Below are 24,794 nucleotides of genomic sequence, written 5' to 3' on the forward strand. Positions count from 1 at the left end.
CAAGCAGTATGAGTGAGCTCGGTCAGTGCCTGGAGAAACTTGAAATCCGCGCCCTCGCGGCCGCATGCTAGCGGCATTGCAGCCATCCTTGGAGCCTGACCATGCGCCGCCTGACATCTACTCTACCGCAGCTGTGCGGCCTGACATTGACCCTGGTCATGCTGGCGGGCTGCACCGTGAACACCTTCCCCGACGGCAGCCGCGAAACCATGTGGGGCGTGCCCCAGGAAGACAGCCCCGGCGAGCAGCAGCGTCCCGGCACCTACCGCGACGAAACCGGCGAGATTCGCGGCCAGACCGAGGTGCCTGAGCGCTAGGCGCTGACACCGGAGCGCTGAGGTGCAGCACCGAAGCGGGCCAGCTGCATCTCCTTGAGACGGCTGGCCACGCGGCGAAAGGCAAAGCTCAGCTCCCCCTGGGCATACAACTCCTCAATGGGCACCTGCGCCTCGATATACAGCGGCACGCCGCGGTCGTAGCACTCGTCGACCAGGGCGATGAAGCGCCGCGCGCCGTCATCCTGCCATGAAAAGCCGCGCCGCGCGCCACCGCCGGCGGTATCCGGCCCCAGGTCTTCGATCTTGGCCTCCTCGAGCGGGGTACCGGCTGCGCCGCCCATGGCCGGCACCCCGCCGACCAAAATGTGCCGAAAGCGGTCGCACAGGCTGATGAAATCCAACGCCCCCAGCGGCTGCTCGCAGAGTTGCGCATAGCGACACCACAGCGCCGCCTCGCTACGCCCTTCCACCTCGATCATGCGCCCATCCAGATCGAGGGGCTCTCGGCAGGCCGCCTGCCCCTCACTAAGTTGGGCAAACACTTGCGCCAGCCGCTGCGGCGCGCGGACCCAGTAGCGCGGCTCGGCGCGGCCCGGATGCTCGCGGTGATCGCAGCCGCCGTCCATCGCCACCACCTGCAGGTGCCGCTCGATGGCGGCGATCGCCGGCAGGAAGCGCTCGCGATTGTAGCCCTCGGCATACAGCTGATTCGGCGGCTGGTTGGAGGTGGTGACCAGCACTACCCCGGCGTCGAACAGCGCCTGCATCAGCCGGCCGAGCAGCATGGCATCGGCGATATCGCTGACGAACAGTTCATCCAGGCACAGCACCGCGACCTCATCGCTCAGCTCATGGGCCATCACCGTGAGCGGGTCCGGTGTACCACTGAGCTGGAACTGACGGCGATGTACCCAGCGCATGAAGTGGTGGAAGTGCTGACGGCGGGCAGGCACCGCCAGCGCGTCGTGAAAGCGATCCATCAGCCAGGTCTTGCCGCGCCCCACCGGCCCCCACAGGTAGACGCCCTGGGGCCGTGAGCCGTCGTCATGCAGCGCCCGGTAGCAAGCCTCGAGGACATCCGCGGCGTGCGCCTGGGCGGCGTCGGCGGCGAAGTCCAGGCGCACCAGGGCATCGTCGTAGGCTTGGCGGGGCGAGAGGCGTTGAGTCATTCGAGGGGCTCCTGGCACTGAGAGCTGACCATGCCATGTCGTCCCGAGCCAGACAAATGCCCCCGGCGTGCCGCGATGCAGTACCATGGGGGCCGCTTCTGGCCACAAGGAGGAACCCCATGGACTGGAACCCGGCTCTGCTATGGTTGGCGCTCAGCCTGCTGCTGGCACTCGCCGAACTCACCTCCGGCGCCATGGTGCTGCTGGCCCTGGGCATCGCGGCGCTATTTGCCGCCTTACTGGCCTGGCTCGGCCTGCCGCTGGCCTGGCAGCTGATCGGCCTGGCGTTGGCCGCCGGCGTCATGGTCCCGGTAGCCATCAAGTTTATCCGCCCATGGTTCTCCCCCCGCGGCGTGGCCTACGGCACCACCGGTACCGGGGTCGAGAAAGGCCGCGTCTACCGCACCCTGATCCGTGATTACGACGGCGCCACTGGCATCAAGGTCAACGGCGACTTCTACCGCCTGCGCGTGCAGGAAAGCGCCGCCACCGAGCTGCCGCTGGGCACCGCCGTGGTCTTCAAGGAATTCGATGGCACTACCGCCATCGTCACCATTGCATCACCCAAGGAGCACTGAACATGGACTTACCCGTGAGCCCCGGCCTGATACTGGCCCTGATCGTCGTCTTTATCGGCATCCTGATCGTCGTCAAGGGGCTAGTGATCGTGCGCCAGTCCGAGGTCATGGTGATCGAGCGCCTCGGCTCGTTTCACCGCGTGCTGGAGAGCGGTATCAATATCATCATCCCGTTCATCGACCAGCCCCGCGCGATCACCATGATCCGCTACCGCAAGATGGGCGATGACTACCACGCCATCACCACTGACGAGATTCGCATCGATCGTCGTGAAACGGTCATGGACTTTCCCGGCCAGCCGGTGGTGACCACCGACAACGTCACGGTGCGCATCAACGGCGCCCTCTACTACCAGATCATCGACCCCAAGCGCGCCGTCTATGAGGTCGAGAATATGAGCCAGGCGGTGGAAGTGCTGGCCAAGACCACGCTGCGCTCGGTAGTCGGCAAGATGGAGCTCGACAAGCTGTTCGAGTCCCGCGCCGAGGTCAACAACGAGATCCAGAGCGCCATGGAGGAGCCGGCCTCCAAGTGGGGCGTCAAGCTGTCGCGGGTCGAGGTGCAGGACATCGCCATGCCCGAGGAAGTCGAGACCGCCATGCGCCTGCAGATGGCCGCCGAGCGCAAGCGTCGTGCCACGGTGACCGAAGCCGAAGGCGAAAAGTCGGCAGCCATCGCCAAGGCCCAGGGCCAGCGCGAATCGTCGATCCTCAACGCCGAGGGCGACAAGGAGTCGGCCATCCTGCGCGCCCAGGGCGAGCAGGAGTCGATCAAGCTGGTGCTCAACGCCATCGGCGACAGCGAGGAGAACAAGCAGACCGTGGTCGGCTATCTGCTCGGCCAGAGCTATATCAAGGCGCTGCCGACCATGGCCAAGGACGGCGAGCGGGTCTTCGTGCCCTACGAGTCCAGCGCCCTGCTCGGCTCGATGGGCATGTTCCGCGACCTGGCCGGCTCCCCGGAAGACGCGGTGGGCAAGCACCTGCGCAGCAGCGGCAAGACGGACGGGCTACGCGGCGGCGTGGTCGGCGGTGCCGCCAGCGGCAGCTGATTCCGGCCCGCAAGTTAAGAGGGTGTTTACAAAAGTCACGAGCGAAGGTCAGGGCTAGGCCCGTTCCCAACGGGCCAACGCACTTCCCACATCCATGTGGGTCGCAAGGCGAAATCAGCTGACAAATAGTCAGGATTGACGATTTGGGCAGCTCTGCTGCTCGAAGAGCGAGCGACATGGATGTCGCAAATCCAAAAGCGGAGTTTACGAGTGTGTAAATGAGCATTTTGAAGGTGATTTCAACGCAGCATGACCGAGCGCAGTAGTTTGTAGACACCCTCTAGACAACGCGGCCGGGCCAATTGCCCGGCCGCGCTGTATCTAGCGCTCTCAACCGCCATGTACGGCGGTGTCCGCGGCGACCGTCTTACCGCCACTGCCAAGGCGGGTAAGCCCGCGCGGCGCGGCGATGCGGAAGAACCGCTCCACCACCTCGGATGAAGTCGGCGCCGTAACCAGCGAGACCGCCACGAACACCGGCAGGTTGAGCATCAATCCCCAGAAACCGGCATGAACCCCCAGCGGATGCGGCCACAGGGTGGTAAAGGCCACGGTAACCAGGAAGCCGGCGACGATACCCGCCATCACCCCCAACCGCGAGGCCCGCGGCCAGAAGAACATGCCGATGAAGGCCGGCAATACCTGGGTGGCAAAGCCCAGCCCCACCAGCAGGATCATCACCAGGCTGCCCGGCTCGGCGATCGCCAGCGGGGCGATCACCAGCGCCATCAGCGGCACGATCATCCAGCGCGCCAGCCTGCCGGTCAGCGCATCCGAAAGCCCCAACAGAGGCTGCACAACGTCGCGACTCCAGGACAGCGCCACCGAGTGGATGAACGGCTCGCTGGAGGACATCGAGGCCGCCAGGGTGCCGGCCCCCAACAGCCCTACCAGCACCACCGGCAGATGCTGCATGGCATACTCCAGCACCACGGTATCGGCCCGCGCCAGCTCAGGCAGCGAGAAGATGCCGATGAAGCCCACTACCACCATCGGCAGGATCACCACATAGTAGGTCGGCAACCAGGTAGCGCTGCGGCGGATGGTGCGCGCCGAGGAGGCGCTCATCCACTGGGTCCACACCGGCGGCATGAAGGAGAACATCGAGACGATGATCGAGGTGGTCCAGAAGCTAAACGTCATGTCGCCACCGGCCCCCGGCAGCGTGAGGAACTCGCCGTGCTCGGCCAGCAGTCGCTCGAAGAGCGGGGCGAAGCTCAGGCCACCGGTGGCACTGTGCAGCGCCCAGAGCCCCACCGCCCAGGCCACGATCAGCATCAGCACGCCCTGGAAGGCATTGGTACGCCCAATGGCGCGCTGGCCGCTGACGAACAGATAGACCGCGATACACGCCAGCACCAGCGGCACCCCCAGCCACACCGGAATCGTCCCACCGCTCATCACGAACAGAATGTAGGCGGAGCCGACGGTCTGCAGCACCGCGTAGGCGATCGAACCGATCGACATCACCAGTGCCGCCAGGGCGCCCAGCGCCGGGCTCTGGTAGCGGTCGGCAATGGCGCTGGCCTGGGTGACGTGGCCGAACTGTTCGCCGAACTGCCAAACCTTGGGGCCGAAGTACCAGGCCACCAGTGCCAGATAGGCGAGGTAGACCGCCACGTAGAACACCGCCACGCCCTTGGCGTAGGCCCACCCCGGCGCGCCCATGAAGGTATAGGCGCTGACGCTGCCGGCAGCGATCAGCAGGTAGAGTGTCACCGGCCCCATGCTGCGCCCGGCCACGCCCCACTCCTCGAGGCTATTCATGCGCCGCCCGCCGCGCGCGCGCAGCCCGATGACCATGGCAATGGCCACGTAGGTCAGGGTGATCAGCAGCGGCCAGGGACTAGTCATCCTCGCCCTCCCGCCACTCGATGACACGATTGGCGATCAACATCACGGCGAAGCAGGCGAAGATCAGCACATAGCTCCACACCACCAGCAGCGGCAGGCCGAGGAATAGCACGGCGCGATTGACCAAGCCGATCGCCGGCCAGATCCCCGCCACCACGACCGCCACGAAGGCGATCATCAAGGCCCAACCGGTACGGCTGGTGGGCAGTACGACAAGACGCTGCATAGCTTTCTCCCTATATTGTTGTAACAGATGCGCTACGAATGCCGTCAGCCCCCACCCGGGAGCGATGGCCAGCGCGGTGCCACGTCCAGCCGCTCCTCGAGCGACTTGGCCAGCTTGAGCACCAGGTGATCGGCGAAACGCGGCCCGATCAGCTGCACACCCAGCGGCATGCCCTCGCCGCTGAAACCGGCATTGAGGGATATCGCCGGCTGCTCGCCCATGTTCCACGGCAGCGTGTAGGCGATATGCTCGAAGGGCCGCTGAGGGTCGTTGGTGGGCGAGGCCCAGTCGGCCGGGAACGCCACGTTGGGGGTGGTCGGCGAGATCACCGCATCGACCTGCTCGAACGCCGCTTCGGTGGCGCGTCGCATGTTGAGGGTCTGCTGGAAGCCGCGCACCGCCTCGACGCCGCTCAGTCGCGCGCCCTCCTCGGCCCAATCGACGATCGCCGGCAGTACCCGCTCACGCTGTGCCGCCGTCAGCGCCTCCAGCTCGCTGTACTGACGCGCCCGCCAGAAGCGATCCAGGCCATCGAGCATCTCCCGGGTCAGTACTGGGGCCAGCGGCACCAGGGTCGCCCCGGCCGCCTCCAGGCGCTGCGCTGCGGACTCCACGGCATCGCGTATCGGCTCCTCCAGCGGCAAGCCGCAGCCCGCCTCCAGCATCACCCCTAGCCGCAACCCCTTGAGTTCCAGGCGCAGGTCCGTCCAGTCGATGGTCTCCGGCGGCAGACGCATCGCATCGCGACGGTCGGTACGCGCCAGGCTGGTCATCATCAGTGCCGCGTCGTCGACGCTGCGCGTCATGGGGCCGGCGCAGCGCCCCACGTAGTAGGGGTCGATGGGAATCCGCCCCAGGGTCGGCTTGAAGCCCACCACCCCACACCAAGCCGCCGGCAGGCGTACCGAACCGCCGATGTCGGTACCCACATGCAGCGGGCCATAGCCGGCTGCTGCCGCGGCCCCTGCCCCGGAGCTCGAGCCACCGGTATTGCACGCTAGGTTCCAGGGGTTACGGGTCAGGCCGTGGAAGGAGGAGAGCCCCGAAGAGAGCATGCCGAAATCCGGGCAGGTGGTCTTGGCCAACGGCAGCGCAGCGTCTTCGGCCAGACGCGCCGCGGGGGGCGCATCCTCGCTGGCCTCGGCCTGTTCGCCAAGCCCCGTGCCCAGTGGCACCGGCAGGCCCCGAGTGGCAATCAGCTCCTTGAGGGTCACCGGTACGCCATCCAAGGTGCCGCGGGGGGCATTCCGCGCCCAGCGCTCGCTGGAGGCGCGCGCCGCCGCGAGAAAAGCCTCGGGACGGAAGGCGTAGAGGGCATTGAGATGCGGCTCCCAGCGCTCGATATGGGCGATCAACGACTCGGCGTAGTCGAGTGGCGACAGCGACTTGTCACGATAGGCGGCAAGCAGTTGGGTAGCGGTCATCCGATGGGGCTCGTGCATGCAGTCTCTCTCGGCATGATGAACGATGCCTTCAGCATGAGCCGCGCCAGTGTCTACCGCCATTACAATTATGATGCCGGCGTGTCCACATTTTGTGGTCACCAGGGTCAGCCCGCACCTAGCCCATTGAGCGTCTCCGCCAGTAGCGACAGGCACGCCTCGGTGGCAAAACTGCGCTGGCGGTGGCGATAGAGGCACAGGTCGACCCGCGCCCCCGGCAGCTCGCCATGCTGGAGGGGCACCCCGACCAGTTGCCCGGCACGGCACTCACGGGCCACTGCCATGGGCGGCAAAACCAGCACTGCCACGCCGGCCATGGCGAGGGCCTTCTGGGTCTCGAGGGAGGCGGCATGGAAGGTCGGCGTCAACCTCACGCCCTGCTGGCGGGCCGCCGCGTCGAGGGCCTGGCGCACCCCATAGCGCGTATCAGGCAGTGCCAGCGGTTGCTCGGCAAGATCGGCCAGGCGCAGCGTGCGCGCCGCCGCCAGGGGGTGGTCCGGCGCCATCACCACGTGGTGCTCTAGGGTACCGCTGGCGAGGGTCAGGATATCGTCGTGCCGCGGCATGAAGAAGGCCAGGCCGATATCGGCGTCACCACACCGCAACGCCTCGACGATCTGGCCGGCGCTGGCGATGTGGATATCGAAGTCGAGCCGCGGATGCTGGCGGCTCAGCTGCGCCAGAGCCGGTGTCAGCAGGCCGGCGACCACGCCTTCTGCCACCTGCAGGCTGACGCGTCCGGTGCGCAACCCTTTGAGGTCGTGGATGTGCTCCTGGACCCGTTCGAGGTCGCGCAGCGTGCGCTGGGCCTGGGCCGCCAGCAGCTCCCCCGCGGCGGTAAGGCTGATGCCATTGGGGCCACGCTCGATCAGCGGGGCACCGAGCTGATGTTCGAGCAGATCAATCTGCCGGCTGATGGCGGTGGGGGCGATATGCAACTGCGCCGCCGCCTGCCTCAGTGAACGGCAGCGGGCCACGGTGTCGAAGTAGCGTAGCGCTCGCCAGTGCATCATCGCGCCCGATCAGGGAGTGTCTGCGTCGAAGCGGCGGCGCATGATCGTCACCGCTTCGCCGCGATAGTCACGCTCCTCCACCGCCTGCCAGCCCAGCCGAGCATAGAGCGCCTGCTGATCCGGCGTGTAGAGATGAAAAACCGCGATACCCGTGTCTCGCGCCTCGGCCTCGACCCGCCGCACCAGCGACGATGCGATGCCTCGGCCGCGCCACTCGGGCAGCACGAATACCGAGGCCAGCCAGGGGGAGAGATCGGGGCGGTCGCTCATATCGTCGACTACCAGGCTGGCCGTGCCCACCGGCACGCCATTACACATGGCAACGAATACCGAGGGCACGCCGCCGGCACCGCACTCTCCGCGCAGGCGCTCGATGGCATCATTGAGGGTCATGCCGGGGTTGAGATGCCCCCAGGCGGCATGGGTCCACCCCGCCAGCGTGGCGAGATATGGGGACTCGGCGCTCAGCCGTTCGATCGTCAATGCTTCCGCCATCTCGGCGCTCCTCAGGGCTTCCATTGCATAAGTGCCTTACGGTAACCACAAAGGCCCCGGCCTGCCAGCGGACGACTCGACAGCGACGCGGGAAGTATCATTGCCTGGGCTAGGCGATGCGTTAGAATAATGGAAACCTCAGCGGATCCTCCTTACATGCCGGACATCTCACTGAAAACCAAGCAAGCGTATTTTGCCAAGGTCAAGAGAGCCAATTACCAGGCCAGCATGCATCTGGAAGGCTTCACGCCTTCAACGGCCCGCGCCAAGCTAACTAAGGAAGCCATTCTGGCCAAGTACTCTCGTTCCCGCTCCTGATGGACAAGTACGGCACTGAACAAGCCCCCTATTGTTACCCGCAAAGTACTACTCTGCGTAATCACCTCGGCATCATCAATGAAGACGAACTGATCAGCGTCGAGCGGGAGCTGACATTGCTAGCCACCGACGCGATTCAGTTCTCGCCACCTCCCTATGATCTCGCCTACCTCCAGAGCCTGCACCATCAATTATTCGGCGATCTCTTAAGCTCTTCGACTCTCTCACCCGGCGGTGCTATTTCGTGGGCCTGGCCCGTGAAGCGCTGATAGAGGCCGTTGCCGAGTTTTATGGCGACCTGAATGTGGTCCACCCCTTCCGCGAAGGAAACGGCAGAGCACAGCGGCTACTGTTCGAGCATATTATCATCAACTGCGGCTACGAGATTTCATGGCAGGGGCTAGAGCGCGACGAGTGGCTGGACGCCAATATCTCCGCCTACCACTGCGACTACCAACCGATGGTAAAACTCTTTGGCCGATGTATCGGCAAAGAGCTAACGGAATAGCGCCAGTGACCTGTCATGGCGGCTATTCCGTCAGGCAGCTCCCCCTACCCCAGCTGAAACGGATACACCGAGCCGATCTGCAGGATCCGCGTCAGCTCGTCCAAGGTGCTGAGGGTCTCCTCGGCGAGCTGCGGGTCGGCGAGGTCGTCCGGTGCCAGGCGGTCGCGGTAGTGGCGCTCGACCCAGGCGGTGAGCTCGGTATAGAGCGCCTCATCGAGCAGCACCCGGCCGCACAGGGCCTGGCGCTCGGCGGCGCTGAGCGCCACCCGCAGGCGCAGGCAGGCGGGGCCGCCGCCGTTGCGCATGCTCTGCTTGACGTCCTTGACCAGCACCTCGCCGATGGGGTTGTGGCCCGCCAGCAGCAGGTCCTGGATGGTGCGCCACACCGCCTCGTTCTCCTGACACTCGCCGGGCACCACCAGGGTCATCGAGCCGTCGGGATTGGAGAGCAGCTGGGAGTTGAACAGGTAGGAGGACACCGCATCGTCCATGCTGACCGCCTCGACCGGCACGCGCACCGGAATCAGCGGCGTGGCCATTTTGGCGCGCAGCGCGTCGAGGGTCGCCTGTTCGTCGCGGAACGCCATCTCGTGATAGAGCAATACCGGGCCATTACCCACTGCGATCACGTCATTGTGGAAGACGCCGGCGTCGATGGCCGCGGGGTGCTGCTGGGCGAATACCGTCTGGGCCTCGCCGAGGCCGTGCTGGCGGGCCACCGCCTGGCTGGCCTCCAGCGTCTGGCGTGCCGGGAAGTGCCGGGGCTCGTGGGCGGGGTCGCCGCCGAAGGCCTGGCGGCCGTAGACGTACAGGTGCACCCCGGGCTCGCCGTGAGAGGCGCTCAGGCGGGTGTGGTTGGCCGCGCCCTCGTCGGAGAACGCCGGGGTCGCCGGCAGCACCGGGTGGTGGGCGAAGTGGCGCGGGTCGTTGAAGATCGCCGCCAGCACGCGGCCGGTGGTCTCCGGCTCCAGGTAGCGGTGGAAGCTCGACTGCAGGTTGGCCGGGGTGAAGTGCACCCGCCCGTCCGCGGCATCGACGCTGGGCGTTACGGTGCCGGCATTGGCGGTCCACATGCTCGATGCCGAACACACCGCGCGCAGCAGCTGCGGCGCCTCGCGGGCGGCGCGGGTCAGCACCTCGTGGGGCGTGCCGCTGAAGCCCAGTGCGCGCAGCGCGCCCAGGTCGGGGCGCTGCTGAGGGGGCAGCACGCCCTGGGCGTAGCCGTCATCGAGCAGCGACTTCATCTTGGCCAGCCCCTGCAGCGCCCCCTCGCGGGGGTTGGAGACCAGCCCGCCATGGCTCATCGAGGCCACGTTGCCCAGCGCCAGGCCGGAGTAGTTGTGGGTGGGCCCTACCAGGCCGTCGAAGTTGACCTCGCGAACGTCCAGGCTCGAAGCGTCACTCATAACACCACCCCCGGCGGCAGTTGGTCTGGCAGCTGCAGATCCTCGCTCTCCATCGAGGCCACCGGGTAGGCGCAATAATCCGCGGCATAGTAGGCGCTGGGCCGATGGTTGCCGCTATCGCCGACGCCGCCGAACGGCGCATCCCCGGAGGCGCCGGTGGTCTGGCGGTTCCAGTTGACGATACCGGCACGGATACGCAGCAGGAAATCGTCCCAGTCGTCGCGGCTGCCGCCGATCAGCCCGGCGGAAAGACCGTAGCGGGTATCGTTGGCCAGCGCGATCGCCTCGTCCCAGTCGCGGTAGCGGTGCACCTTGAGCAGCGGCCCAAAGTGCTCTTCGTCGGGCAGCGCGAGGCCGGTCACGTCGATCAACGCCGGGCTCAGCAGGCTAGTGTGCTCCTCCAGGCGCTGCATGCGCGACAGCACCGTGCCACCCAGCGCCTCCAGGTCATCCTGGGCCTTGAGCAGGCCGTCGGCGGCGGCGACGCTGACCAGCCCGCCGTAGAACGGCGCCGGTTCGCTGAACTGGCCACCCACCCGGAGTTTGTCGATGGCCGATACCAGCGCCTCGAGCAACCGGTCGCCGACATCGCCCTGAGGCACCATCAGCCGCCGCGCACAGGTGCAGCGCTGGCCGCCGGAGAGAAACGCCGACTGCAGGATGGTCAGCACTGCGGCGTCCTGGTCGGGCACGTCCCTGACCACCAGCGGGTTATTGCCACCCAGCTCCAAGGCCAGGATCTTGTCCAACTGGCCGGCGAACTGCTGCTGCAGCAGGCCGCCGACCTTGGCGCTGCCGGTGAACAGCAGGCCATCGATGTCGCGGCAGGCGGCTAGCGCCTGGCCCACTGGCGCAGCGCCCTGCACCAGGTTGATGACGCCCGCGGGCAGGCCGGCCTCACGCCAGCACTGCAGCACCAGGTCGGCGGTCAGCGGGGTCTGCTCGCTGGGCTTGAAGACCACCGTATTGCCGGCCAGCAGCGCCGGCACCATGTGGCCGTTGGGCAGGTGGCCAGGGAAGTTGTAGGGGCCGAACACCGCCATCACGCCGTGGGGGCGGTGGCGCAGCACGGCGTGGGTGCCGCCCAGGTCGCGTTCGCGCTCGCCGGTACGCTCGTGGTAGGCGCTGATCGACAGCGCCACCTTGCCGATCATGGCGCCGACCTCGGTGCGCGCCTCCCACAGCGGCTTGCCGGTCTCGCCGGCAATCGCGGTGGCCAGATCCTCGCGGTGACTCTCGAGCACGCCGCGGAAGCGCTCGACCAGCGCCTGGCGCTCGGCAAAGCGCGTGCGCGTCCAGCCGGGGAAGGCTTGGCGCGCCGCGGCCACGGCAGCCTCGACCTGGGTGGCGCCAGCACTGGCACCCTGCCAGAGTTCCTGGTGGGACACCGGGTCGAGCTTGGCGAACCGTTCCGCGTCGCCGTCGACCCAGGCGCCGCCGATCAGCAGCTGCTGTTTGGCTTGCATGTGCATCTCCTAGGTTTCGAGTAGACGGAGGGAATCGCCGGCACCGACGTTGAGTCGCTGCGCCTCCTCCTCAGTGAGAACCATCACCCCGTCCGCGTCGGGGCCGCGGCCGACCCAGGCGGCGCGGAAATCGGGCATCCCGGTGGTCGATGCCAGCCAGGTATGGCGCTCGCTGCTGGCGGCCTGGGACGTGACCTCGACCTGGCACAGCCGCGAGTCGCGCACCGCGCGCACATCGTCGATATAGGCCTCCACGGTGGGGCCGCCGTCGAAGATGTCGATATAGCCCTCCCAGCGCAGGCCCTCCTTCTTGAGCATCTCCAGCGCCGGGCGGGTGTGCTCGTGGACCTCGCCGATGCAGGCCCGCGCCTCCTCGCTCATGAAGGTGGTGTAGATCGGGAACTTGGGCATCAGCTCGCCGATAAAGCTCTTCTGCCCGAGCCCCGTCAGGCGGTCGGCCTCGTTGAAGTCCATGGGGAAGAAGTGGCTGCCCAGACACTCCCAGAACGGGCTGATGCCGGCCTCGTTGAAGACCCCGCGCATCTCCGCCAGCACCTTGGCCGGGAAGCGGTCGCGGAACTGCGCCATGAACAGCCAGCGCGCCTTGGAGAGCAGCGCGCCGTTGCGGTGGCGACGATACTCAGGGCGCAGGTAGAGCGAGCACACCTCGGCATCGCCGGTGTGGTCGGAGCTCAGGAACAGGGTGTCGATGGTGCGGTGCAGGTCGAGCTGCACCGAGGAGTGCGCCAGAGTACCCAACCGGTAGTTGTAGAACGGCACCTCGCGGCCGACCTGGCCCTCGATGGCGCAGCAGCCGGCCAACTCGCCGCTGACGTCGTCCTCGAGCACGAAGAAGTAAAGCCGGTCATCCGCCGGCGTGCGCTCCTCGAAGGCACTGACCGCCAGTTCGATCTTGCTGGCCAGAAAGTCACGGTTGTCGGGCAGCGAGGTGAAGCCCACGCCGGTCTGCTGGGCCAGCGCCTGGAGGCCGTCGAGGTCGCCGCGGGCAATCGGACGAATGCGCATCACAGTTCTCCCTCGTCGAGTGCATCGATGGCGGCGGGCAGCGCCAAGGGAGCGGCCAGTACCGCACGGCCCTCCTCGACGCCGAGGATCTCGGCATGCTCCGGCGACAGCATCAACTGGCCGGTGGGCGACAGCGCATAGCGCGCCACCACGCAGCGAAAATCGCCAAGCTGCTGGTTGGCGATCATCGCCGGCTCGGCGTCGGGCAGGGTATGCGCCGGGCGCACCCGCACCGGGTGCCAGGCGGCGCGCCGGAACGACTCGAGGCGCGTGCGCTCGGCCTTGACCACCGGTCCGGCGTCGAAGATATCGACGTGGCGCGAGCGCACGAAGCCCTCGGCCAGCATCTCCTCCAGGGCCGGCTCGTGGTCCGGATGCTCGCGGCCAATGGCGGCCCGCGCCTGGGGCGTGAGCAGCGGCAGGTAGAGCGGAAACTGCGGCATCACCTCGGCGATGAAGCTCTTCGAGCGCACCCCGGCGATATGATTCATCTCCTGGTAGCCGCGCACGAAGAAGTGGCGCCCGACGCTGTTCCAGAACGGCGACTCGCCGTCGCCGTCCAGGTAGCCCGGGAAGGCCACGGCGAGGATCTCGGCGAAACGCTCCGGATACTGGGCGATGAACATCAGCCGCGCGCGGCGCAGCAGGCTCATCGCGCTGGTGCCCTGGTAACGCGAGTCCAGCGACAGTGCGCACAGCAGAGTCGCCTCGGAGACCTCGTGGGACAGCGACAGGGTCTGCACCTCGCGGCGCACGTTGAGCTGCTGCGAGGCGTGGATCAGGGTCTCCTGGCGGTAGGTGTAGTAGGCCTCGTTGGCGCCGGCCTGGGCGCGGATGGTGGCGGTGCCCACCACCTCGCCGCGCTCGCGGTCCTCGAGCACGAAGGTGTAGTGCTCGTCGCCGGGGAACTCCACCTCGCGACTGAAGGCGCGCTGGGAGCGGGTGATGCGCTCCTCGAGGCGGTCGCGGTGCGCCGGCAGGTTGGTCAGGCGCGGCGTGGCGCTGCCGGCGAGACGCTCCAGGGCCGGCAGGTCAGCCGCACGGGCGGGACGAACGACCAGCATGGCGTGTCCTCCTGAGCGAGACGATGGGGCGGGCACTTGGCTCACGCCTTGGCCACCAGCGTGGCGATGGCGCGTTCGAGGCGCGCCATGCCCTCTTCGATATCGGCTTCGGGGATCACCAGCGACGGCGCCATGCGCAGCACGTTGGGGCCGGCGATCAGCGCCATCAGGCCCTCGTCGATGGCCAGTGGCAGGATATCCTTGGCCTGGCCCTCGTACTCAGGCGCCATCTGCGCGCCGATCAACAGGCCCATGCCACGGATCTCCTGGAACACGCCGTGCTTGCGGTTGATGGTCTCGAGATGCTCGCGGAACAGTTCGTGGCGCTTCTTGACGCCCTCCAGCACCTCCGGGGTGTCGATATACTCGATGGCCGCCAGCGCCACCGCCGAGGCCAGCGGGTTGCCGCCGTAGGTGGAGCCGTGGGTGCCGACGGCCAGCGAGGTGGCAATCGCATCGCTGGTCAGCATGGCGCCCACCGGAATGCCGCCGCCCAGCGACTTGGCGCTGGTCAGGATGTCGGGGATCACGCCATAGTTCTTGTAGGCGTAGAGCTCACCGCAGCGCCCGGCGCCGGTCTGCACTTCATCGAACACCAGCAGGGCATTATGGGCGTTGCAGAGATCGCGCAGGCCCTGCAGGAATTCCTGCGTCGCGGGGACGATACCGCCCTCGCCCTGCATCGGCTCGACCATGATCGCGCAGGTGTCATCGCCGACCAGCGCGCGCACGCTGTCGAGGTCGTTGTAGGTGGCGTGCAGGATGCCGCCGGGCACCGGGCCGAAGCCTTGGGAGTACTTGGGCTGGCCGCCGACGCTGACGGTGAAGAAGGTGCGTCCATGGAAGGAGTGCGAGAAGGAGATGATCTTATCCTTGTGCTCGCCGTGGTGGTCCACCGCCCAGCGCCGCGCCAGCTTGAGCGCCGCCTCGTTGGCCTCGCCGCCGGAGGAGCACATGAACACCTTGTCGGCGAAGGTGCGCTCGACCAGGGCGCGGGCAAGTTTCAGCGCCGGCTCGTTGGTGTAGACGTTGGAGAGGTGCCAGAGCTTGTCGGCCTGGGCCTTGAGGGCGTTGACCAGCACCGGGTGGCAGTGCCCCAGCGAGTTCACCGCGATGCCGCCGGCGAAGTCGATGTACTCACGGCCCTGCTGGTCCCACAGGCGGCTGCCCTCGCCGCGCACCGGAATCACCTGCTGCGGCGCATAGTTGGGCGTCATGTAACGGTCGAAGTCGCTGCGGGTCGGGGTCTGGCTCATGAGGGTCTCCATCCACGGGGATCGATTGATTCAACGAGTATACGGCGCCGTCGTCACGCCAGGCTTTCAGCAATGGGACGGCGAATTATGAAAAGCGGTTAGACTAGCGGTATGAGTTCGCTTGCGTGAGGGCGCCACCATGTTCAACACCACCGCCTGGAACCGGCTGCGCTACAGCCTCTATGCGCCGATCTACGATCTGGTCGCCGGGCGGGCCTTTCGCCGTGCCCGGCGCCAGTCGCTGGAACAGGTGACCTGGACGCCCGGCATGCGGGTGCTGCTGGTGGGCGCCGGTACCGGGCTCGACCTGCCCTTCCTGCCGCGCAACGTCGAGATCCACGCCACAGATCTGGCTCCAGCAATGGTCAAGCGCATCGTGCGGCGCGCCGAGGACCTACACCTCGACGTCGCCGCGTACAGCATGGACGCCGCCGACCTCGACTACCCCGACGGCCACTTCGACGCGGTGGTGATGCACCTGATCGTGGCGGTGATGCCGGACCCGGCACGCGGCCTGGCCGAGGCCCACCGCGTACTGGCCAGCGACGGCCAGCTGTGTGTGATGGACAAGTTCCAGCCCGACGCCCATCCCGCCGGGATCGGCCGCCGCGCGCTGAACCTGGTGACCACGGCGCTGGCCACCGATATCACCCGCCAGGCCCGGCCGCTGCTGGAGAACGCCGGCTTCGTCATCGAGCACGACACGCCGGTGATGATGGGCGAGCTGTTTCGCGCCCTGCTGGCCAGCAAAGCCTGACCGAGGCGCCTCGCTGCCCGATTCAGGAAGCTCTCTGCGGCGCGATGGTCAACCACACGCCGACGATCACCACCGCGCTGGCCAGCACCTGCAGCGCCACGATGCGCTCGTCGAGCCACAGCCAGGCGCCGAGCATGGTGAACACCGGCAGCAGGTTGAGGTAGATCGCCGCGCGGGTTGGGCCGATATCGGCCAGGGCGCTGTTGTAGAGCAGCAGCGCCACCACCGAGGGGAAGATACCCAGGTAGGCCAGCCCCAGCAGCTGCCCGCCGCTGATCTGCGGCAGCTGCTGGATGGCGCCCTCGAACAGCGCGATCGGCGCCAGCGCCAGGTTGGCGATCACCAGCATCACCAGCAGGCCGCCGTAGCGTGGAAAGCGCGCCATATGCGTCTTGACCAGCAGCGAGTAGCCCACCCACACCAGCACCGCCAGCAGCATGATCGCATCGCCCGGGTTGACCCCGCCGGCAAGCGCCGGGCCCTGCTGGCCGGCGCTGATCACCGTCACCGCGCCGCCCAGCGACAGCGCCACCCCCAGCCACTGCACGACGCGGAAGCGCTCGCCGAGCAGTGCCACGCTGAACAGCAGGGTCACCACCGGGATCATGCTCTCGAGGATCGCCACGTTGGTCGCCGAGGTGTAGTTGAGCGCGGCGTAGATCAGCGCATTGAAGAACGCCACCCCGGTCAGCGCCAGCCCCACCAGCGGCCGCCAGTGCTCGCGAAACAGCGGCCAGCCGCGGCGCGCCTGATGCCAGCCCAGCGGCAGCATGATCAACAGCGCGATGAAGACCCGGCCCAGCGAGATGGTGAACGGCGGCAGCCCCGCCAGTGCCTTGCCGACCAGGATATTGCCGGCGAAGATCGCCGCCACCAGCAGCAGAAATAAATGGGGTTTAAGCGCGCGAATAGGCGCCTCCTTGAGCTTTCCCTGAAAACTGTCTGTGCTCGATCATACAGCGTTAAAAATCGGCTCAAAGTACTCATTTACACCGCGCAAACTCCGTCTTCTCGCCAATTTTTGCCTTGTCTGATCTTCGCTCGACGACTTTTCAGAAAAAGCTTAGCTATACTACCTGCGCTCGCTCAGACCAGGCGCTCTTCGCGCGGGGTCATGCCGAAGTGGTTGCGGTAGGCGGTGGAGAAGTGTGCCCCCGACGAGAAGCCGGTCAGCAGCGCGATATCGCCCACCGCGCGGTCGCACTCGCGCAGCAGTTTGCGCGCCTCCTGCAGGCGCAGGTCGAGATAGTAGCGGCTGGGCACCGCCTGCAGATACTTCTTGAACAGCCGCTCGAGCTGGCGCCGCGAGATACCCAGGTGCTCGGCCAGCTCGTGGGTGGTTAGCGGCTCCTCGATATTAGCTTCCATCAGGGTGACCGCCTCGACCAGGCTCTGCGGGGCGTGGCCCAGCCGCGAGCGCAGCGGCACGTGCTGGGGCTCGTCGCCGGGGCGAATGCGCTCGCACACGAAGTGCTCCGAGACCGCCTCGGCGAGACGCTGGCCGTGGTGCTGGCCGATCAGCGTCATCATCATGTCCATCGCCGCGGTGCCGCCGCCGCAGGTCAGCCGGTCGCGGTCGATCTCGAACAGCTGCTGGGAGAGATTGACCCGCGGATAATCGCGGGCGAAGGCGTCGAAGCGCTGCCACGGCAGGGTCGCACGGTAGCCGTCGAGGACACCGGCGCGAGCCAGCACCTCGGTACCGCCAGCCACGCCACCCAGCACCACGCCGCGCCCGGCGAGGCGCCTGAGCCAATCGCAGAGGCTCGGCGGCAGGCTCAGCGGCAGCGGGCTCGGCGCGCACACCAGCAGCATGTCGAGGCCGGCATCGTCCTCGCCCACGGCGTGGCGCGGCGTCAGCGACAGCTCACTGGCGCTGCGGGTCTCATGCGCCTCGAGACCGTAGGTGAGCGGCACGTAGAGGCGCGCGCCGGCAAGCTGATTGGCCACCTGCAGTGGCTCCAGGGCACAGGCCTGGGCCAGCAGCGAGAATCCCGGCAGCAGCAGGAAGGCGATCTGGCGGCTGGTGATGGGCTGGGCGCTGGCGGGTCGGAGTGCAGGCATCGCTATCGCCGTGGTGAGCTGGGAGTCACATCTTACCCAATTGCCGCCTCGCCGGCAGCGCCATCCGGCACTACCGGCGACCCTCGTCGCAAGCGCCGGTCGCAGATACGCAAACGCCGGGCCCAAGGGGCCCGGCGTTGAGCTGGGTTGGGAGCTGTCAGCGTCCCAGGAAGTGGAACGCCAAGCCAGCGACCAGTACCAGAATCACTGCCACCGGCAGCAGCCTGTGCATACCCGTGGGTGGTTTCTTGGCTTCAGGCTGGCGCTGGGGCTCGGCTTCGTCGTAGTCCTCGGGAATCCGTTGGCCCATTACGTGCTCTTTCTCTTCTTCCGGGGTCTTGCTTTCCTTGGTGTCCATAGGGACCTCCTCGCTACCCAGGGGAATACTGCGCTATCCCTTAGACTAGCCCGCGGCGCAGGCGTTCACCACTGGCTCAGCGCCCGACTCAGCGTTCGGCTTACAGTTCGACCACGTCGAAGTCGGCGACCGGATCGGCGTCGGCGTCATAGTCCACGTCGTCGCGCTCGAAGCCGAACAGCTTGAGGAACTCGTGCTTATAGCCGGCGTAGTCGGTGATCTCGAATAGGTTGTCGCTGGTGACCTGGGGCCACAGCTCCTTGCAGGCCTGCTGGACATCGTCGCGCAGCTCCCAGTCGTCGAGGCGCAGGCGACCGGCCTCGTCGGTGGAGAATTGCCCCGCTTGCCCTTGGGAAGAGTAGAGGTACTCGCCGAACAGCCGGTTGAGCTGATCGATGGTGCCCTCGTGGATGCCCTGCTCCTTCATCACCCGATAGACCATGGCGATATACAGCGGCATCACCGGAATCGCCGCGCTGGCCTGAGTCACCACCGACTTGAGCACCGCCACATTGGCGCCGCCGCCGCTGGCCTTGAGCTTGGCGTCGATCTCACCGGCAGCGCGGTCGAGGTCCTCCTTGGCCTTGCCCAGCGCGCCGTGCCAGTAGATCGGCCAGGTGATCTCGGTGCCGATGTAGCTGAACGCCACGCTGCGTGCGCCCGGCGCCAGCACCCCGGCCTGGTCGAGGGCGCTCATCCACAGCTCCCAGTCCTCGCCGCCCATCACCGTGATGGTGTCGTCGATCTCCTGCTGGGTGGCGGGCTCCACCTCGGCCTCGATGATGGCATCCTTGTTGGTGTCGATGGCGGTGGCGCGGTAGGTCTCACCGATCGGCTTGAGCGCCGAGCGCTTGAGCTCGCCGCTGTCAGGCAGCTTGCGCACCGGCGAGGCCAGCGAGTAGACCACCAGGTCGATCTGGCCGAGGTCGGCCTTGATCATCTCGATGGCTTTATCCCGCGCCTCGTGGGAAAAGGCGTCGCCGTTGATCGACTTGCTGTAGAGTCCCTCGGCCTTGGCGAACTTGTCGAACGCCGCGCTGTTGTACCAGCCGGCGGTACCGGTACGCTTCTCGCTGCCCGGCTTCTCGAAGAACACCCCCAGGGTGTCGGCGCCGTAGCCGAAAGCGGCGGTGATGCGTGCTGCCAACCCATAGCCACTGGAGGCGCCGATCACCAGCACCTTCTTGGGGCCGCTGGCCTTGTCCAGACCGCGGGCGCGGGTCGCCTCGATCTGCTCGAGCACGTTCTTCTCGCAGCCGACCGGGTGGGTGGTGGTACAGATGAAACCGCGAACCTTGGGTTTGATGATCACGTCAGACCTCGATACAACAGTGGACAGTTGGCGCCATTCTACCCACACAACGCCGACGCTGTCCGCCCTTGAGGTACACCGCCGGGTGGGACAAGATTGCCGGCTGATGCGCGACGAACACGGCAGGAGAGAGAAATGGACGCCCAGACTCTGGTCGACGAACGCGGCGAGCTGTGGCTGGCATTGGCCCCGCTGTGGCTAGATCGCGAGCCCCGCGAGCGCGACTACGCGCGCATGGTCGAGGTCATCCAGCGCCACGACCTGACCCTCACCGAACTCGAGTGGATCTTTCGCATCGAGCTGGCCCCGGTGCTGTCACGCACCCAGATGTCGGTGGCCAGCGAATGGCGCCGCTTCGACGATTACCAGCTGATGAAGCGCCTGGTGGCGCATAACCTGCGCCTGCACGGCTGGCGCCGCAAGAGCTGGGCGCTGTTCTCCGGGCTGATCACCATGATGACCCGCCACCGCTGGAACGAGCTGATGACGCGGGTACTGATCGCCCGTGGCGAAGCGCCCTGACCTCACACCTCGTAGGGCTCGTCGAGGGCCTCTTCCAACGCCACGCGCATTTGCCGCTCGCCGGCGCGCGGCCCGAAGCGCCGCAGCACCCGGCCATCGCGAGCGACCAGAAACTTGGTGAAGTTCCACTTGATCAGGGTGCTGCCCAGCACTCCGGGCGCCTGGCGGCGCAGTGCGACGAACAGCGGGTGGGCGCGCGGGCCGTTGACGCGCACCTTCTCCATCACCGGAAAGGTCACCGCGTACTCGCGCTCGCTGAAGTTGCAGAAGGCCTTGGCCGACTCCGGCGACTGGCGGGCAAACTGGTTGCAGGGAAACGCCAGCACGGTGAAGCCCTGGCGGTGATAGTGCCGATACAGCGCCTCCAGCTCCTTGAGCTGCGGGGTATAGCCGCAGCGGCTGGCGACGTTGACCACCAGCAGCACCTGGCCGCGCAGTGCACGCAGGTTGAAGGGCTCGCCGCGATGGGTACGACAGTCCAGTTCATGTAGAGGGAGTGTGGGTCGAGATGCCATGGCCGCCGCTAGCGCTGGGTGAGAAACGCAAAACCGTCCACCCCACGATGCCACGCCCGACGCCGCGGCGCCAGCCTCGGGTAGTCATCCACGCCGCGGCCTGCGGCGATTCATCGAGCCATCGCCAACTGACCGGCACGGCGTAGGTGCTCCACGGCCGCGCGGGTGTCCGGCGTTACCCCGTCGAGCGCCAGGGCCTCTTCCAGCGGCAGCCAGAAGGCCTCGGCGACCTCCTCGGCCTGCAGCGCCAAGGCGCCGTCGTGCTGCACAAGATAGACGCTGCCAAAGATATGGTGGCCGTCGGCGGCGTAGCGGAAGGCCAGACCGTCGCGCAGCGCCACGCCGCGAATGCCGAGCTCCTCGGCCAGCTCGCGACGCGCCGCCACGTGCACCGACTCGCCGGCGCCGACCACGCCCCCCGCGGCCAGATCGAGGCCGCCGGGAAACACCTCCTTGGTCAGGGTGCGGCGCTGCACACACAGCTCACCGGCGGCGTTGAGCACCACCACATAGGTGGCGCGATGCCAGAACTGGAAGCGCCGCATCATTGCCCGCCGTGCGCTGCCGCACGGGCGGTTGCGGGCATCCACCAGCTGGATGCGCTCATCGGCGATCAACGGTGCCGGTAACGGCACCGCCGCGGAAACCTCGGCGCTCATCACACACTCCCATGGGCAGAACAGCGCTCAGCGTAACCAGTCGCGCCGGCCGCGGCCAGCACGCGCCTCGACATTGACCCCACGCTGGGCGCTGGCCATGCTCGATTCAAGGCAGCACACCAGGAGCCACGCCATGCACGACCATGCCCCCCGCCAGCGGCTCGCCACCCACGAGGTGCTCAACCAGCCACCGGTGGATAGTGACCTCGACCTGTTCGCCCTCGACCAGCCGCTGCAGCAGGCACTGGCCCGCGAGGCCCCGGAGTGGGTGGCGCGGCGCCTGGCACCGCTCGGCGAGCAGGTCGGCAGCCGCCGCGTCCAGGCACTCGGCGAGCAGGCCAATCGCCATCCGCCGGAGCTGCGGCTGTTCGACCGCCACGGCCGGCGCCTCGACGAGGTCAGCTACCATCCCGCCTACCACGCGCTGATGCACCTGGCCTGCGACCAGGGCTGGCACGCCGTGGCCTGGCAGGAAGAGGCCCGCGGCGGCCACCAGGCCCACGTCGCCGCGCTCTACCTGCTGACCCAGGCCGAGCCGGGCGTCTGCTGCCCGGTCACCATGACCCACGCCGCGATGCCGGCGCTGCGTCACGCCCCCGCCGTGCTGGCCCAGTGGGCGCCGCGGCTGCTGGCCTGGGACTATGATCCCAGCGCCGTGCCGATGTCCGACAAGCCGGCGGTGACCTTGGGCATGGCGATGACCGAGAAACAGGGCGGCAGCGACGTGCGCGCCAACACCACCCGCGCCGAGGCCAGCGAAGACGGCGTGCGCCTGGTCGGCCACAAGTGGTTCTGTAGCGCGCCGATGTCGGACGCCTTCCTGACCCTGGCCCAGACCGATGACGGCCTGGGTTGTTTTCTGGTGCCGCGCTTCACCCCCGACGGCGAGCGCAACGCCATCGAGCTGCAGCGCCTCAAGGAGAAGTGCGGCAACCGCGCCAACGCCTCCGCCGAGATCGAGTATCGCCACGCCTGGGCACAGCCGATCGGCGAGCCGGGGCGCGGCATCGCTACCATTCTCGAGATGGTCCAGCAGACCCGCCTCGATGCCGCCACTGCGCCTGTAGGCATGATGCGCCAGGCGCTGCTGCTGGCCTGGCAGCACGTCCAGGCTCGTTACGCCTTCGGCCAACCGCTGGCCGAGCAGCCGCTGATGCGCGCGGTGATCGCCGACCTTGCCCTCGAGGTCGAGGCCGGCGTGGCGCTGTCGCTACGCATTGCACGCGCCTTCGACAGCCCCCACTCGGAGCACGAGCAAGGCCTGGCACGCATTACCCCGGCGCTGGCCAAGTACTGGCACAACAAGCGCGCCCCCGGCTTCATGGCCGAGGCCATGGAGTGCCTGGGAGGCATCGGCTACGTCGAGGAGACGCCGCTGGCGCGGCTCTATCGTGAGGCGCCGGTCAACTCGATCTGGGAAGGGTCGGGTAACGTGATCTGCCTCGACGTGCTGCGCGTGCTGGGCAAGCACCCCGAGGCGGTGGCTGCGCTGCGCGACGAACTGGCCGCCGCCCGCGGCCAGAATGCCCACTTCGACCACGCGCTGGGCGAGCTCGAGCGCACCCTGGGCATGGCCAGCGAGGCATTGATGCCCCGGGCACGTTGGCTGGCCCAGCGCCTCGCCCAGTGCCTGCAGGCAGCGCTGCTGCTGCGCCATGCCCCCACTCCGGTAGCAGCGACCTTTTGCCGGGCGCGGCTGGGCGAGGTCAGCCCCGCCTACGGCGTGCTACCGGCCGATGCACCGCTAGCGGAGATCCTGGCACGGGTGGCACCGGGCAGTTGACAGCCCTATGCTGCGGTTGCGACAAAACGCCGCTTGGCAGCCGGCCAGGCTGTCGTAAGCTTTGGGTGACCCAAGGGTTATCGCTCACACACGACGACAAGGATTACCGATGATCGCCCGCACCGCCTCGCTCGCCTCCGCCCTGCTGCTCGGCTGCACGCTGCTGCCATCACTGGCCAGTGCCCATGACTTCACCCTCGACGACATTCGCATCGCCCACCCCTTCGCCACCCCGACGCCGCCCGGCGCGCCCAACGGCGCCGCCTACCTGGACATCACCGCCGGCGACGCGCCCGCCACCCTGGTCGGCGTCAGCAGCCCGGCCAGCGAAGCGGTGGAGCTTCACGATATGCGCATGGACGACGGTAACATGCAGATGCGCAAGCTCGACGCCATCGAGGTCGAAGCCGGCGAAACGCTGACCATGCGTCCCGGTGGAGGCCATCACCTGATGCTGCTGGGCCTGGCAGAGACCCTCGTCGAGGGTGAGAGCTTCCCGCTGACCCTGGAGTTTGCCGAGCAGGGCGAGATCGAGGTCGAGGTGTGGATTCAGGAGGCCGGCGAGGGTAGCGAGGCCGCCGACGGCCACCATCACCACGACCACTGAGGACTAGCCGACCACCACCCGCAGCGCGATGGCGATCAGCAGCACGCCGGTGATGCGGTTGATCCAGTGCGCCCTGGCCTGCAGCCAGGGCAGCACCCGCGAGTGCGACAGCGTCACCGCCACGATCACGTACCAGCCGCCGTCGATGATCATGGCGGTGAGTACGATCAGTGCCTTGGCCGCCACACTCATCTCGGGGCTGACGAACTGGCTGAGCAGCGCCACGAAGAACAGGATCAGCTTGGGATTGCCCAGCGCCACCAGCATGCCCTCGCGGGCTGCCTGGGGGCCGGTGGTGAGCACCGCATTCGGCTCCAGGGCTGCCACCCGCCCGGCGCGCAGTGCCTTGATGCCCAGCCAGGCCAGGTAGGCTGCCCCCGCCCAGGTGATGAACTGGAACAGCAGCGGCTGGCGGGCGATCAGCGCCCCCAGCCCCCACACCGTCAACAGTGCATAGAGCCCCACGCCAAGCGCATGAGAGAGCGCCGCGACCACCCCTGGCAGACGCCCGCCGCCGAGGGTATGGCGCAGCACCAGCGCCAGGCTCGGCCCCGGCGACATGGCACCCACCGCGCAGATCGCTACCAGCGACAACCACAGCGACAATGGCATCCGATTTCCTCGATCAGGCTGTTGGGCGGACCAACCTAGCGGTGGAACTGGCCCTCGCGCTCGGGCTGCCAGAGGATAGCATCGATGCGCAGCCGGGTCTCGCTGCCATCGGGCAGCGGCCAGTCGATCACGTCGCCGACCCTGAGTCCCAGCAGCGCCGCACCGATCGGCGCCATCACCGACAGGCCGTCGGCACTCTCAGCCAGCGAGCGCGGATAGACCAGGGTACGCACCAGTTGGCGGCTACGTCCCAGATCGGTGAACTGCACCTGGCTGTTCATGCTGACCACGTCGGCGGGAATCTGCTCGGGATCGACCACCTCGCCACGCTCCAGCTCGGCCTCCAGCGACTCGGCCACCGCCAGGTCCTTGTCGCTGGCGGCGTCGATCAGCCGCTGCAGCCGCTCGGCATCCAGCCGATTGATGATGATCTTGGGGCGTGATGACATGGGTC

The 24,794-nt window shown here is 67.3% G+C and carries 29 protein-coding genes; 10 read left to right on the forward strand and 19 right to left on the reverse strand.

Annotated elements, in window-relative coordinates; genetic code table 11:
• Positions 1–101 precede the first annotated feature (101 nt).
• Positions 102–317 (forward strand): hypothetical protein, encoded by a 216-nt coding sequence (locus CK498_RS07365; protein ID WP_095620181.1) that lies wholly within the window; start codon positions 102–104, stop codon positions 315–317.
• Here CK498_RS07365 and zapE read toward each other — a convergent pair.
• Positions 314–1,447 (reverse strand): cell division protein ZapE, encoded by a 1,134-nt coding sequence (gene zapE, locus CK498_RS07370; protein WP_095620182.1) that lies wholly within the window; start codon positions 1,445–1,447, stop codon positions 314–316. The two genes, CK498_RS07365 and zapE, sit on opposite strands and share 4 nt — an antisense overlap.
• Before the next feature lie 119 nt (positions 1,448–1,566).
• On the opposite strand from zapE, the gene CK498_RS07375 reads away from it, so the two are divergent.
• Together CK498_RS07375 and CK498_RS07380 are read left to right on the forward strand one after the other, a co-directional pair.
• On the forward strand, positions 1,567–2,025 hold the full coding sequence (locus tag CK498_RS07375) for a nodulation efficiency, NfeD-like protein (protein WP_095620183.1): 459 nt from the start codon (positions 1,567–1,569) through the stop codon (positions 2,023–2,025).
• A gap of 2 nt (positions 2,026–2,027) precedes the next feature.
• Positions 2,028–3,077, forward strand: a complete 1,050-nt coding sequence (locus CK498_RS07380; RefSeq protein ID WP_095620184.1) for an SPFH domain-containing protein — start codon at positions 2,028–2,030, stop codon at positions 3,075–3,077.
• Positions 3,078–3,407: 330 nt separating this feature from the next.
• Here CK498_RS07380 and CK498_RS07385 read toward each other — a convergent pair whose 3' ends face one another.
• The 5 genes from CK498_RS07385 to CK498_RS07405 all read right to left on the reverse strand — a co-directional run bounded on the left by CK498_RS07385 (position 3,408) and on the right by CK498_RS07405 (position 8,107).
• Positions 3,408–4,931 carry a sodium:solute symporter family protein gene (locus CK498_RS07385; protein WP_095620185.1) on the reverse strand — a complete coding sequence of 508 codons (1,524 nt, stop codon included), beginning with the start codon at positions 4,929–4,931 and terminating at the stop codon, positions 3,408–3,410.
• On the reverse strand, positions 4,924–5,157 hold the full coding sequence (locus tag CK498_RS07390) for a hypothetical protein (RefSeq protein WP_095620186.1): 234 nt from the start codon (positions 5,155–5,157) through the stop codon (positions 4,924–4,926). Before CK498_RS07390 ends, CK498_RS07385 begins: the two co-directional genes overlap by 8 nt.
• A 44-nt stretch (positions 5,158–5,201) precedes the next feature.
• The gene (locus CK498_RS07395; RefSeq protein ID WP_095620187.1) at positions 5,202–6,599 is read right to left on the reverse strand and encodes an amidase; all 1,398 of its coding nucleotides are present in this window, start codon (positions 6,597–6,599) and stop codon (positions 5,202–5,204) included.
• Between the two features lie 107 nt (positions 6,600–6,706).
• Positions 6,707–7,612 (reverse strand): LysR family transcriptional regulator, encoded by a 906-nt coding sequence (locus tag CK498_RS07400; protein ID WP_229358993.1) that lies wholly within the window; start codon positions 7,610–7,612, stop codon positions 6,707–6,709.
• Between the two features lie 9 nt (positions 7,613–7,621).
• Entirely contained in the window at positions 7,622–8,107 is a 486-nt protein-coding gene (locus tag CK498_RS07405; RefSeq protein ID WP_095620188.1) for a GNAT family N-acetyltransferase, read from the reverse strand.
• 156 nt (positions 8,108–8,263) lie between these two features.
• Here CK498_RS07405 and CK498_RS07410 point away from each other — a divergent pair, with 156 nt between their 5' ends.
• Genes CK498_RS07410 through CK498_RS26355 form a run of 3 tightly spaced genes read left to right on the forward strand, consistent with a single transcriptional unit; the run spans position 8,264 to position 8,933 of the window.
• Entirely contained in the window at positions 8,264–8,425 is a 162-nt protein-coding gene (locus tag CK498_RS07410; protein WP_095620189.1) for a YhfG family protein, read from the forward strand.
• A complete protein-coding gene (locus tag CK498_RS26350) occupies positions 8,425–8,694 on the forward strand; it encodes a hypothetical protein (protein ID WP_217987715.1) in 270 nt (89 codons plus the stop codon). Before CK498_RS07410 ends, CK498_RS26350 begins: the two co-directional genes overlap by 1 nt.
• Complete coding sequence (locus CK498_RS26355; protein WP_217987716.1) at positions 8,670–8,933, forward strand: Fic/DOC family protein; 264 nt, start codon at positions 8,670–8,672, stop codon at positions 8,931–8,933. The genes CK498_RS26350 and CK498_RS26355 overlap by 25 nt, the downstream gene beginning before the upstream one ends.
• A 44-nt stretch (positions 8,934–8,977) precedes the next feature.
• Here CK498_RS26355 and astB read toward each other — a convergent pair whose 3' ends face one another.
• The 5 genes from astB to CK498_RS07440 are packed head-to-tail and all read right to left on the reverse strand — an operon-like array spanning position 8,978 to position 15,151.
• The gene (gene astB, locus CK498_RS07420; RefSeq protein ID WP_095620190.1) at positions 8,978–10,339 is read right to left on the reverse strand and encodes an N-succinylarginine dihydrolase; all 1,362 of its coding nucleotides are present in this window, start codon (positions 10,337–10,339) and stop codon (positions 8,978–8,980) included.
• Complete coding sequence (astD, locus tag CK498_RS07425; protein WP_095620191.1) at positions 10,336–11,805, reverse strand: succinylglutamate-semialdehyde dehydrogenase; 1,470 nt, start codon at positions 11,803–11,805, stop codon at positions 10,336–10,338. The genes astB and astD overlap by 4 nt, the downstream gene beginning before the upstream one ends.
• Positions 11,806–11,814: 9 nt before the next feature.
• Positions 11,815–12,831, reverse strand: a complete 1,017-nt coding sequence (gene astA / locus CK498_RS07430) for an arginine N-succinyltransferase (RefSeq protein WP_095620192.1) — start codon at positions 12,829–12,831, stop codon at positions 11,815–11,817.
• Entirely contained in the window at positions 12,831–13,895 is a 1,065-nt protein-coding gene (locus tag CK498_RS07435) for an arginine N-succinyltransferase (RefSeq protein WP_095620193.1), read from the reverse strand. Before CK498_RS07435 ends, astA begins: the two co-directional genes overlap by 1 nt.
• A gap of 41 nt (positions 13,896–13,936) precedes the next feature.
• Positions 13,937–15,151, reverse strand: a complete 1,215-nt coding sequence (locus CK498_RS07440; protein ID WP_095620194.1) for an aspartate aminotransferase family protein — start codon at positions 15,149–15,151, stop codon at positions 13,937–13,939.
• A 139-nt stretch (positions 15,152–15,290) separates the two neighbouring features.
• On the opposite strand from CK498_RS07440, the gene CK498_RS07445 reads away from it, so the two are divergent.
• Positions 15,291–15,908 carry a class I SAM-dependent methyltransferase gene (locus CK498_RS07445; protein ID WP_095620278.1) on the forward strand — a complete coding sequence of 206 codons (618 nt, stop codon included), beginning with the start codon at positions 15,291–15,293 and terminating at the stop codon, positions 15,906–15,908.
• Between the two features lie 22 nt (positions 15,909–15,930).
• Here the strand turns inward: CK498_RS07445 and CK498_RS07450 are convergent, their stop codons facing one another.
• From CK498_RS07450 to fabV, 4 genes are all read right to left on the reverse strand, one after another.
• Positions 15,931–16,818 carry a DMT family transporter gene (locus CK498_RS07450; protein ID WP_141246927.1) on the reverse strand — a complete coding sequence of 296 codons (888 nt, stop codon included), beginning with the start codon at positions 16,816–16,818 and terminating at the stop codon, positions 15,931–15,933.
• A gap of 176 nt (positions 16,819–16,994) precedes the next feature.
• On the reverse strand, positions 16,995–17,972 hold the full coding sequence (locus tag CK498_RS07455; RefSeq protein WP_176475743.1) for a GlxA family transcriptional regulator: 978 nt from the start codon (positions 17,970–17,972) through the stop codon (positions 16,995–16,997).
• A 157-nt stretch (positions 17,973–18,129) separates the two neighbouring features.
• Positions 18,130–18,330 carry a hypothetical protein gene (locus CK498_RS07460; protein WP_095620196.1) on the reverse strand — a complete coding sequence of 67 codons (201 nt, stop codon included), beginning with the start codon at positions 18,328–18,330 and terminating at the stop codon, positions 18,130–18,132.
• A 100-nt stretch (positions 18,331–18,430) separates the two neighbouring features.
• A complete protein-coding gene (gene fabV / locus CK498_RS07465; RefSeq protein WP_095620197.1) occupies positions 18,431–19,642 on the reverse strand; it encodes an enoyl-ACP reductase FabV in 1,212 nt (403 codons plus the stop codon).
• 135 nt (positions 19,643–19,777) lie between these two features.
• Here fabV and CK498_RS07470 point away from each other — a divergent pair, with 135 nt between their 5' ends.
• Positions 19,778–20,164, forward strand: a complete 387-nt coding sequence (locus tag CK498_RS07470; RefSeq protein WP_095620198.1) for a DUF7079 family protein — start codon at positions 19,778–19,780, stop codon at positions 20,162–20,164.
• Positions 20,165–20,166: 2 nt separating this feature from the next.
• On the opposite strand, the gene CK498_RS07475 is transcribed toward CK498_RS07470, so the two are convergent.
• Positions 20,167–20,679 (reverse strand): glutathione peroxidase, encoded by a 513-nt coding sequence (locus CK498_RS07475; RefSeq protein ID WP_095620199.1) that lies wholly within the window; start codon positions 20,677–20,679, stop codon positions 20,167–20,169.
• A 110-nt stretch (positions 20,680–20,789) separates the two neighbouring features.
• Positions 20,790–21,338, reverse strand: a complete 549-nt coding sequence (locus tag CK498_RS07480) for an NUDIX hydrolase (RefSeq protein ID WP_095620200.1) — start codon at positions 21,336–21,338, stop codon at positions 20,790–20,792.
• A gap of 133 nt (positions 21,339–21,471) precedes the next feature.
• Between CK498_RS07480 and CK498_RS07485 the strand changes: the two genes are divergently transcribed.
• Positions 21,472–23,121 carry an acyl-CoA dehydrogenase family protein gene (locus tag CK498_RS07485; protein WP_095620201.1) on the forward strand — a complete coding sequence of 550 codons (1,650 nt, stop codon included), beginning with the start codon at positions 21,472–21,474 and terminating at the stop codon, positions 23,119–23,121.
• A gap of 109 nt (positions 23,122–23,230) precedes the next feature.
• The gene (locus CK498_RS07490) at positions 23,231–23,728 is read left to right on the forward strand and encodes a copper chaperone PCu(A)C (protein ID WP_095620202.1); all 498 of its coding nucleotides are present in this window, start codon (positions 23,231–23,233) and stop codon (positions 23,726–23,728) included.
• A gap of 3 nt (positions 23,729–23,731) precedes the next feature.
• Here the strand turns inward: CK498_RS07490 and CK498_RS07495 are convergent, their stop codons facing one another.
• Positions 23,732–24,340, reverse strand: a complete 609-nt coding sequence (locus CK498_RS07495; RefSeq protein ID WP_095620203.1) for a LysE family translocator — start codon at positions 24,338–24,340, stop codon at positions 23,732–23,734.
• Positions 24,341–24,375: 35 nt separating this feature from the next.
• Positions 24,376–24,789, reverse strand: coding sequence for a nucleoside diphosphate kinase regulator (gene rnk / locus CK498_RS07500; RefSeq protein ID WP_095620204.1), 414 nt, complete (start codon positions 24,787–24,789; stop codon positions 24,376–24,378).
• Positions 24,790–24,794: the final 5 nt, after the last annotated feature.

Origin of the sequence: Halomonas salipaludis, assembly GCF_002286975.1 — a bacterium.
Classification (GTDB): domain Bacteria; phylum Pseudomonadota; class Gammaproteobacteria; order Pseudomonadales; family Halomonadaceae; genus Franzmannia; species Franzmannia salipaludis.

What these genes read in the sequence shown, in the direction of transcription:
- CK498_RS07365 (WP_095620181.1), top strand. Translation starts at nt 102, where the DNA reads ATGCGCCGCCTGACATCTACTCTACCGCAGCTGTGCGGCCTGACATTG.
- zapE (WP_095620182.1), bottom strand. Translation starts at nt 1,447, where the DNA reads ATGACTCAACGCCTCTCGCCCCGCCAAGCCTACGACGATGCCCTGGTG.
- CK498_RS07375 (WP_095620183.1), top strand. Translation starts at nt 1,567, where the DNA reads ATGGACTGGAACCCGGCTCTGCTATGGTTGGCGCTCAGCCTGCTGCTG.
- CK498_RS07380 (WP_095620184.1), top strand. Translation starts at nt 2,028, where the DNA reads ATGGACTTACCCGTGAGCCCCGGCCTGATACTGGCCCTGATCGTCGTC.
- CK498_RS07385 (WP_095620185.1), bottom strand. Translation starts at nt 4,931, where the DNA reads ATGACTAGTCCCTGGCCGCTGCTGATCACCCTGACCTACGTGGCCATT.
- CK498_RS07390 (WP_095620186.1), bottom strand. Translation starts at nt 5,157, where the DNA reads ATGCAGCGTCTTGTCGTACTGCCCACCAGCCGTACCGGTTGGGCCTTG.
- CK498_RS07395 (WP_095620187.1), bottom strand. Translation starts at nt 6,599, where the DNA reads ATGCACGAGCCCCATCGGATGACCGCTACCCAACTGCTTGCCGCCTAT.
- CK498_RS07400 (WP_229358993.1), bottom strand. Translation starts at nt 7,612, where the DNA reads ATGATGCACTGGCGAGCGCTACGCTACTTCGACACCGTGGCCCGCTGC.
- CK498_RS07405 (WP_095620188.1), bottom strand. Translation starts at nt 8,107, where the DNA reads ATGGCGGAAGCATTGACGATCGAACGGCTGAGCGCCGAGTCCCCATAT.
- CK498_RS07410 (WP_095620189.1), top strand. Translation starts at nt 8,264, where the DNA reads ATGCCGGACATCTCACTGAAAACCAAGCAAGCGTATTTTGCCAAGGTC.
- CK498_RS26350 (WP_217987715.1), top strand. Translation starts at nt 8,425, where the DNA reads ATGGACAAGTACGGCACTGAACAAGCCCCCTATTGTTACCCGCAAAGT.
- astB (WP_095620190.1), bottom strand. Translation starts at nt 10,339, where the DNA reads ATGAGTGACGCTTCGAGCCTGGACGTTCGCGAGGTCAACTTCGACGGC.
- astD (WP_095620191.1), bottom strand. Translation starts at nt 11,805, where the DNA reads ATGCAAGCCAAACAGCAGCTGCTGATCGGCGGCGCCTGGGTCGACGGC.
- astA (WP_095620192.1), bottom strand. Translation starts at nt 12,831, where the DNA reads ATGCGCATTCGTCCGATTGCCCGCGGCGACCTCGACGGCCTCCAGGCG.
- CK498_RS07435 (WP_095620193.1), bottom strand. Translation starts at nt 13,895, where the DNA reads ATGCTGGTCGTTCGTCCCGCCCGTGCGGCTGACCTGCCGGCCCTGGAG.
- CK498_RS07440 (WP_095620194.1), bottom strand. Translation starts at nt 15,151, where the DNA reads ATGAGCCAGACCCCGACCCGCAGCGACTTCGACCGTTACATGACGCCC.
- CK498_RS07445 (WP_095620278.1), top strand. Translation starts at nt 15,291, where the DNA reads ATGTTCAACACCACCGCCTGGAACCGGCTGCGCTACAGCCTCTATGCG.
- CK498_RS07455 (WP_176475743.1), bottom strand. Translation starts at nt 17,972, where the DNA reads ATGCCTGCACTCCGACCCGCCAGCGCCCAGCCCATCACCAGCCGCCAG.
- CK498_RS07460 (WP_095620196.1), bottom strand. Translation starts at nt 18,330, where the DNA reads ATGGACACCAAGGAAAGCAAGACCCCGGAAGAAGAGAAAGAGCACGTA.
- CK498_RS07470 (WP_095620198.1), top strand. Translation starts at nt 19,778, where the DNA reads ATGGACGCCCAGACTCTGGTCGACGAACGCGGCGAGCTGTGGCTGGCA.
- CK498_RS07475 (WP_095620199.1), bottom strand. Translation starts at nt 20,679, where the DNA reads ATGGCATCTCGACCCACACTCCCTCTACATGAACTGGACTGTCGTACC.
- CK498_RS07480 (WP_095620200.1), bottom strand. Translation starts at nt 21,338, where the DNA reads ATGAGCGCCGAGGTTTCCGCGGCGGTGCCGTTACCGGCACCGTTGATC.
- CK498_RS07485 (WP_095620201.1), top strand. Translation starts at nt 21,472, where the DNA reads ATGCACGACCATGCCCCCCGCCAGCGGCTCGCCACCCACGAGGTGCTC.
- CK498_RS07490 (WP_095620202.1), top strand. Translation starts at nt 23,231, where the DNA reads ATGATCGCCCGCACCGCCTCGCTCGCCTCCGCCCTGCTGCTCGGCTGC.
- CK498_RS07495 (WP_095620203.1), bottom strand. Translation starts at nt 24,340, where the DNA reads ATGCCATTGTCGCTGTGGTTGTCGCTGGTAGCGATCTGCGCGGTGGGT.
- rnk (WP_095620204.1), bottom strand. Translation starts at nt 24,789, where the DNA reads ATGTCATCACGCCCCAAGATCATCATCAATCGGCTGGATGCCGAGCGG.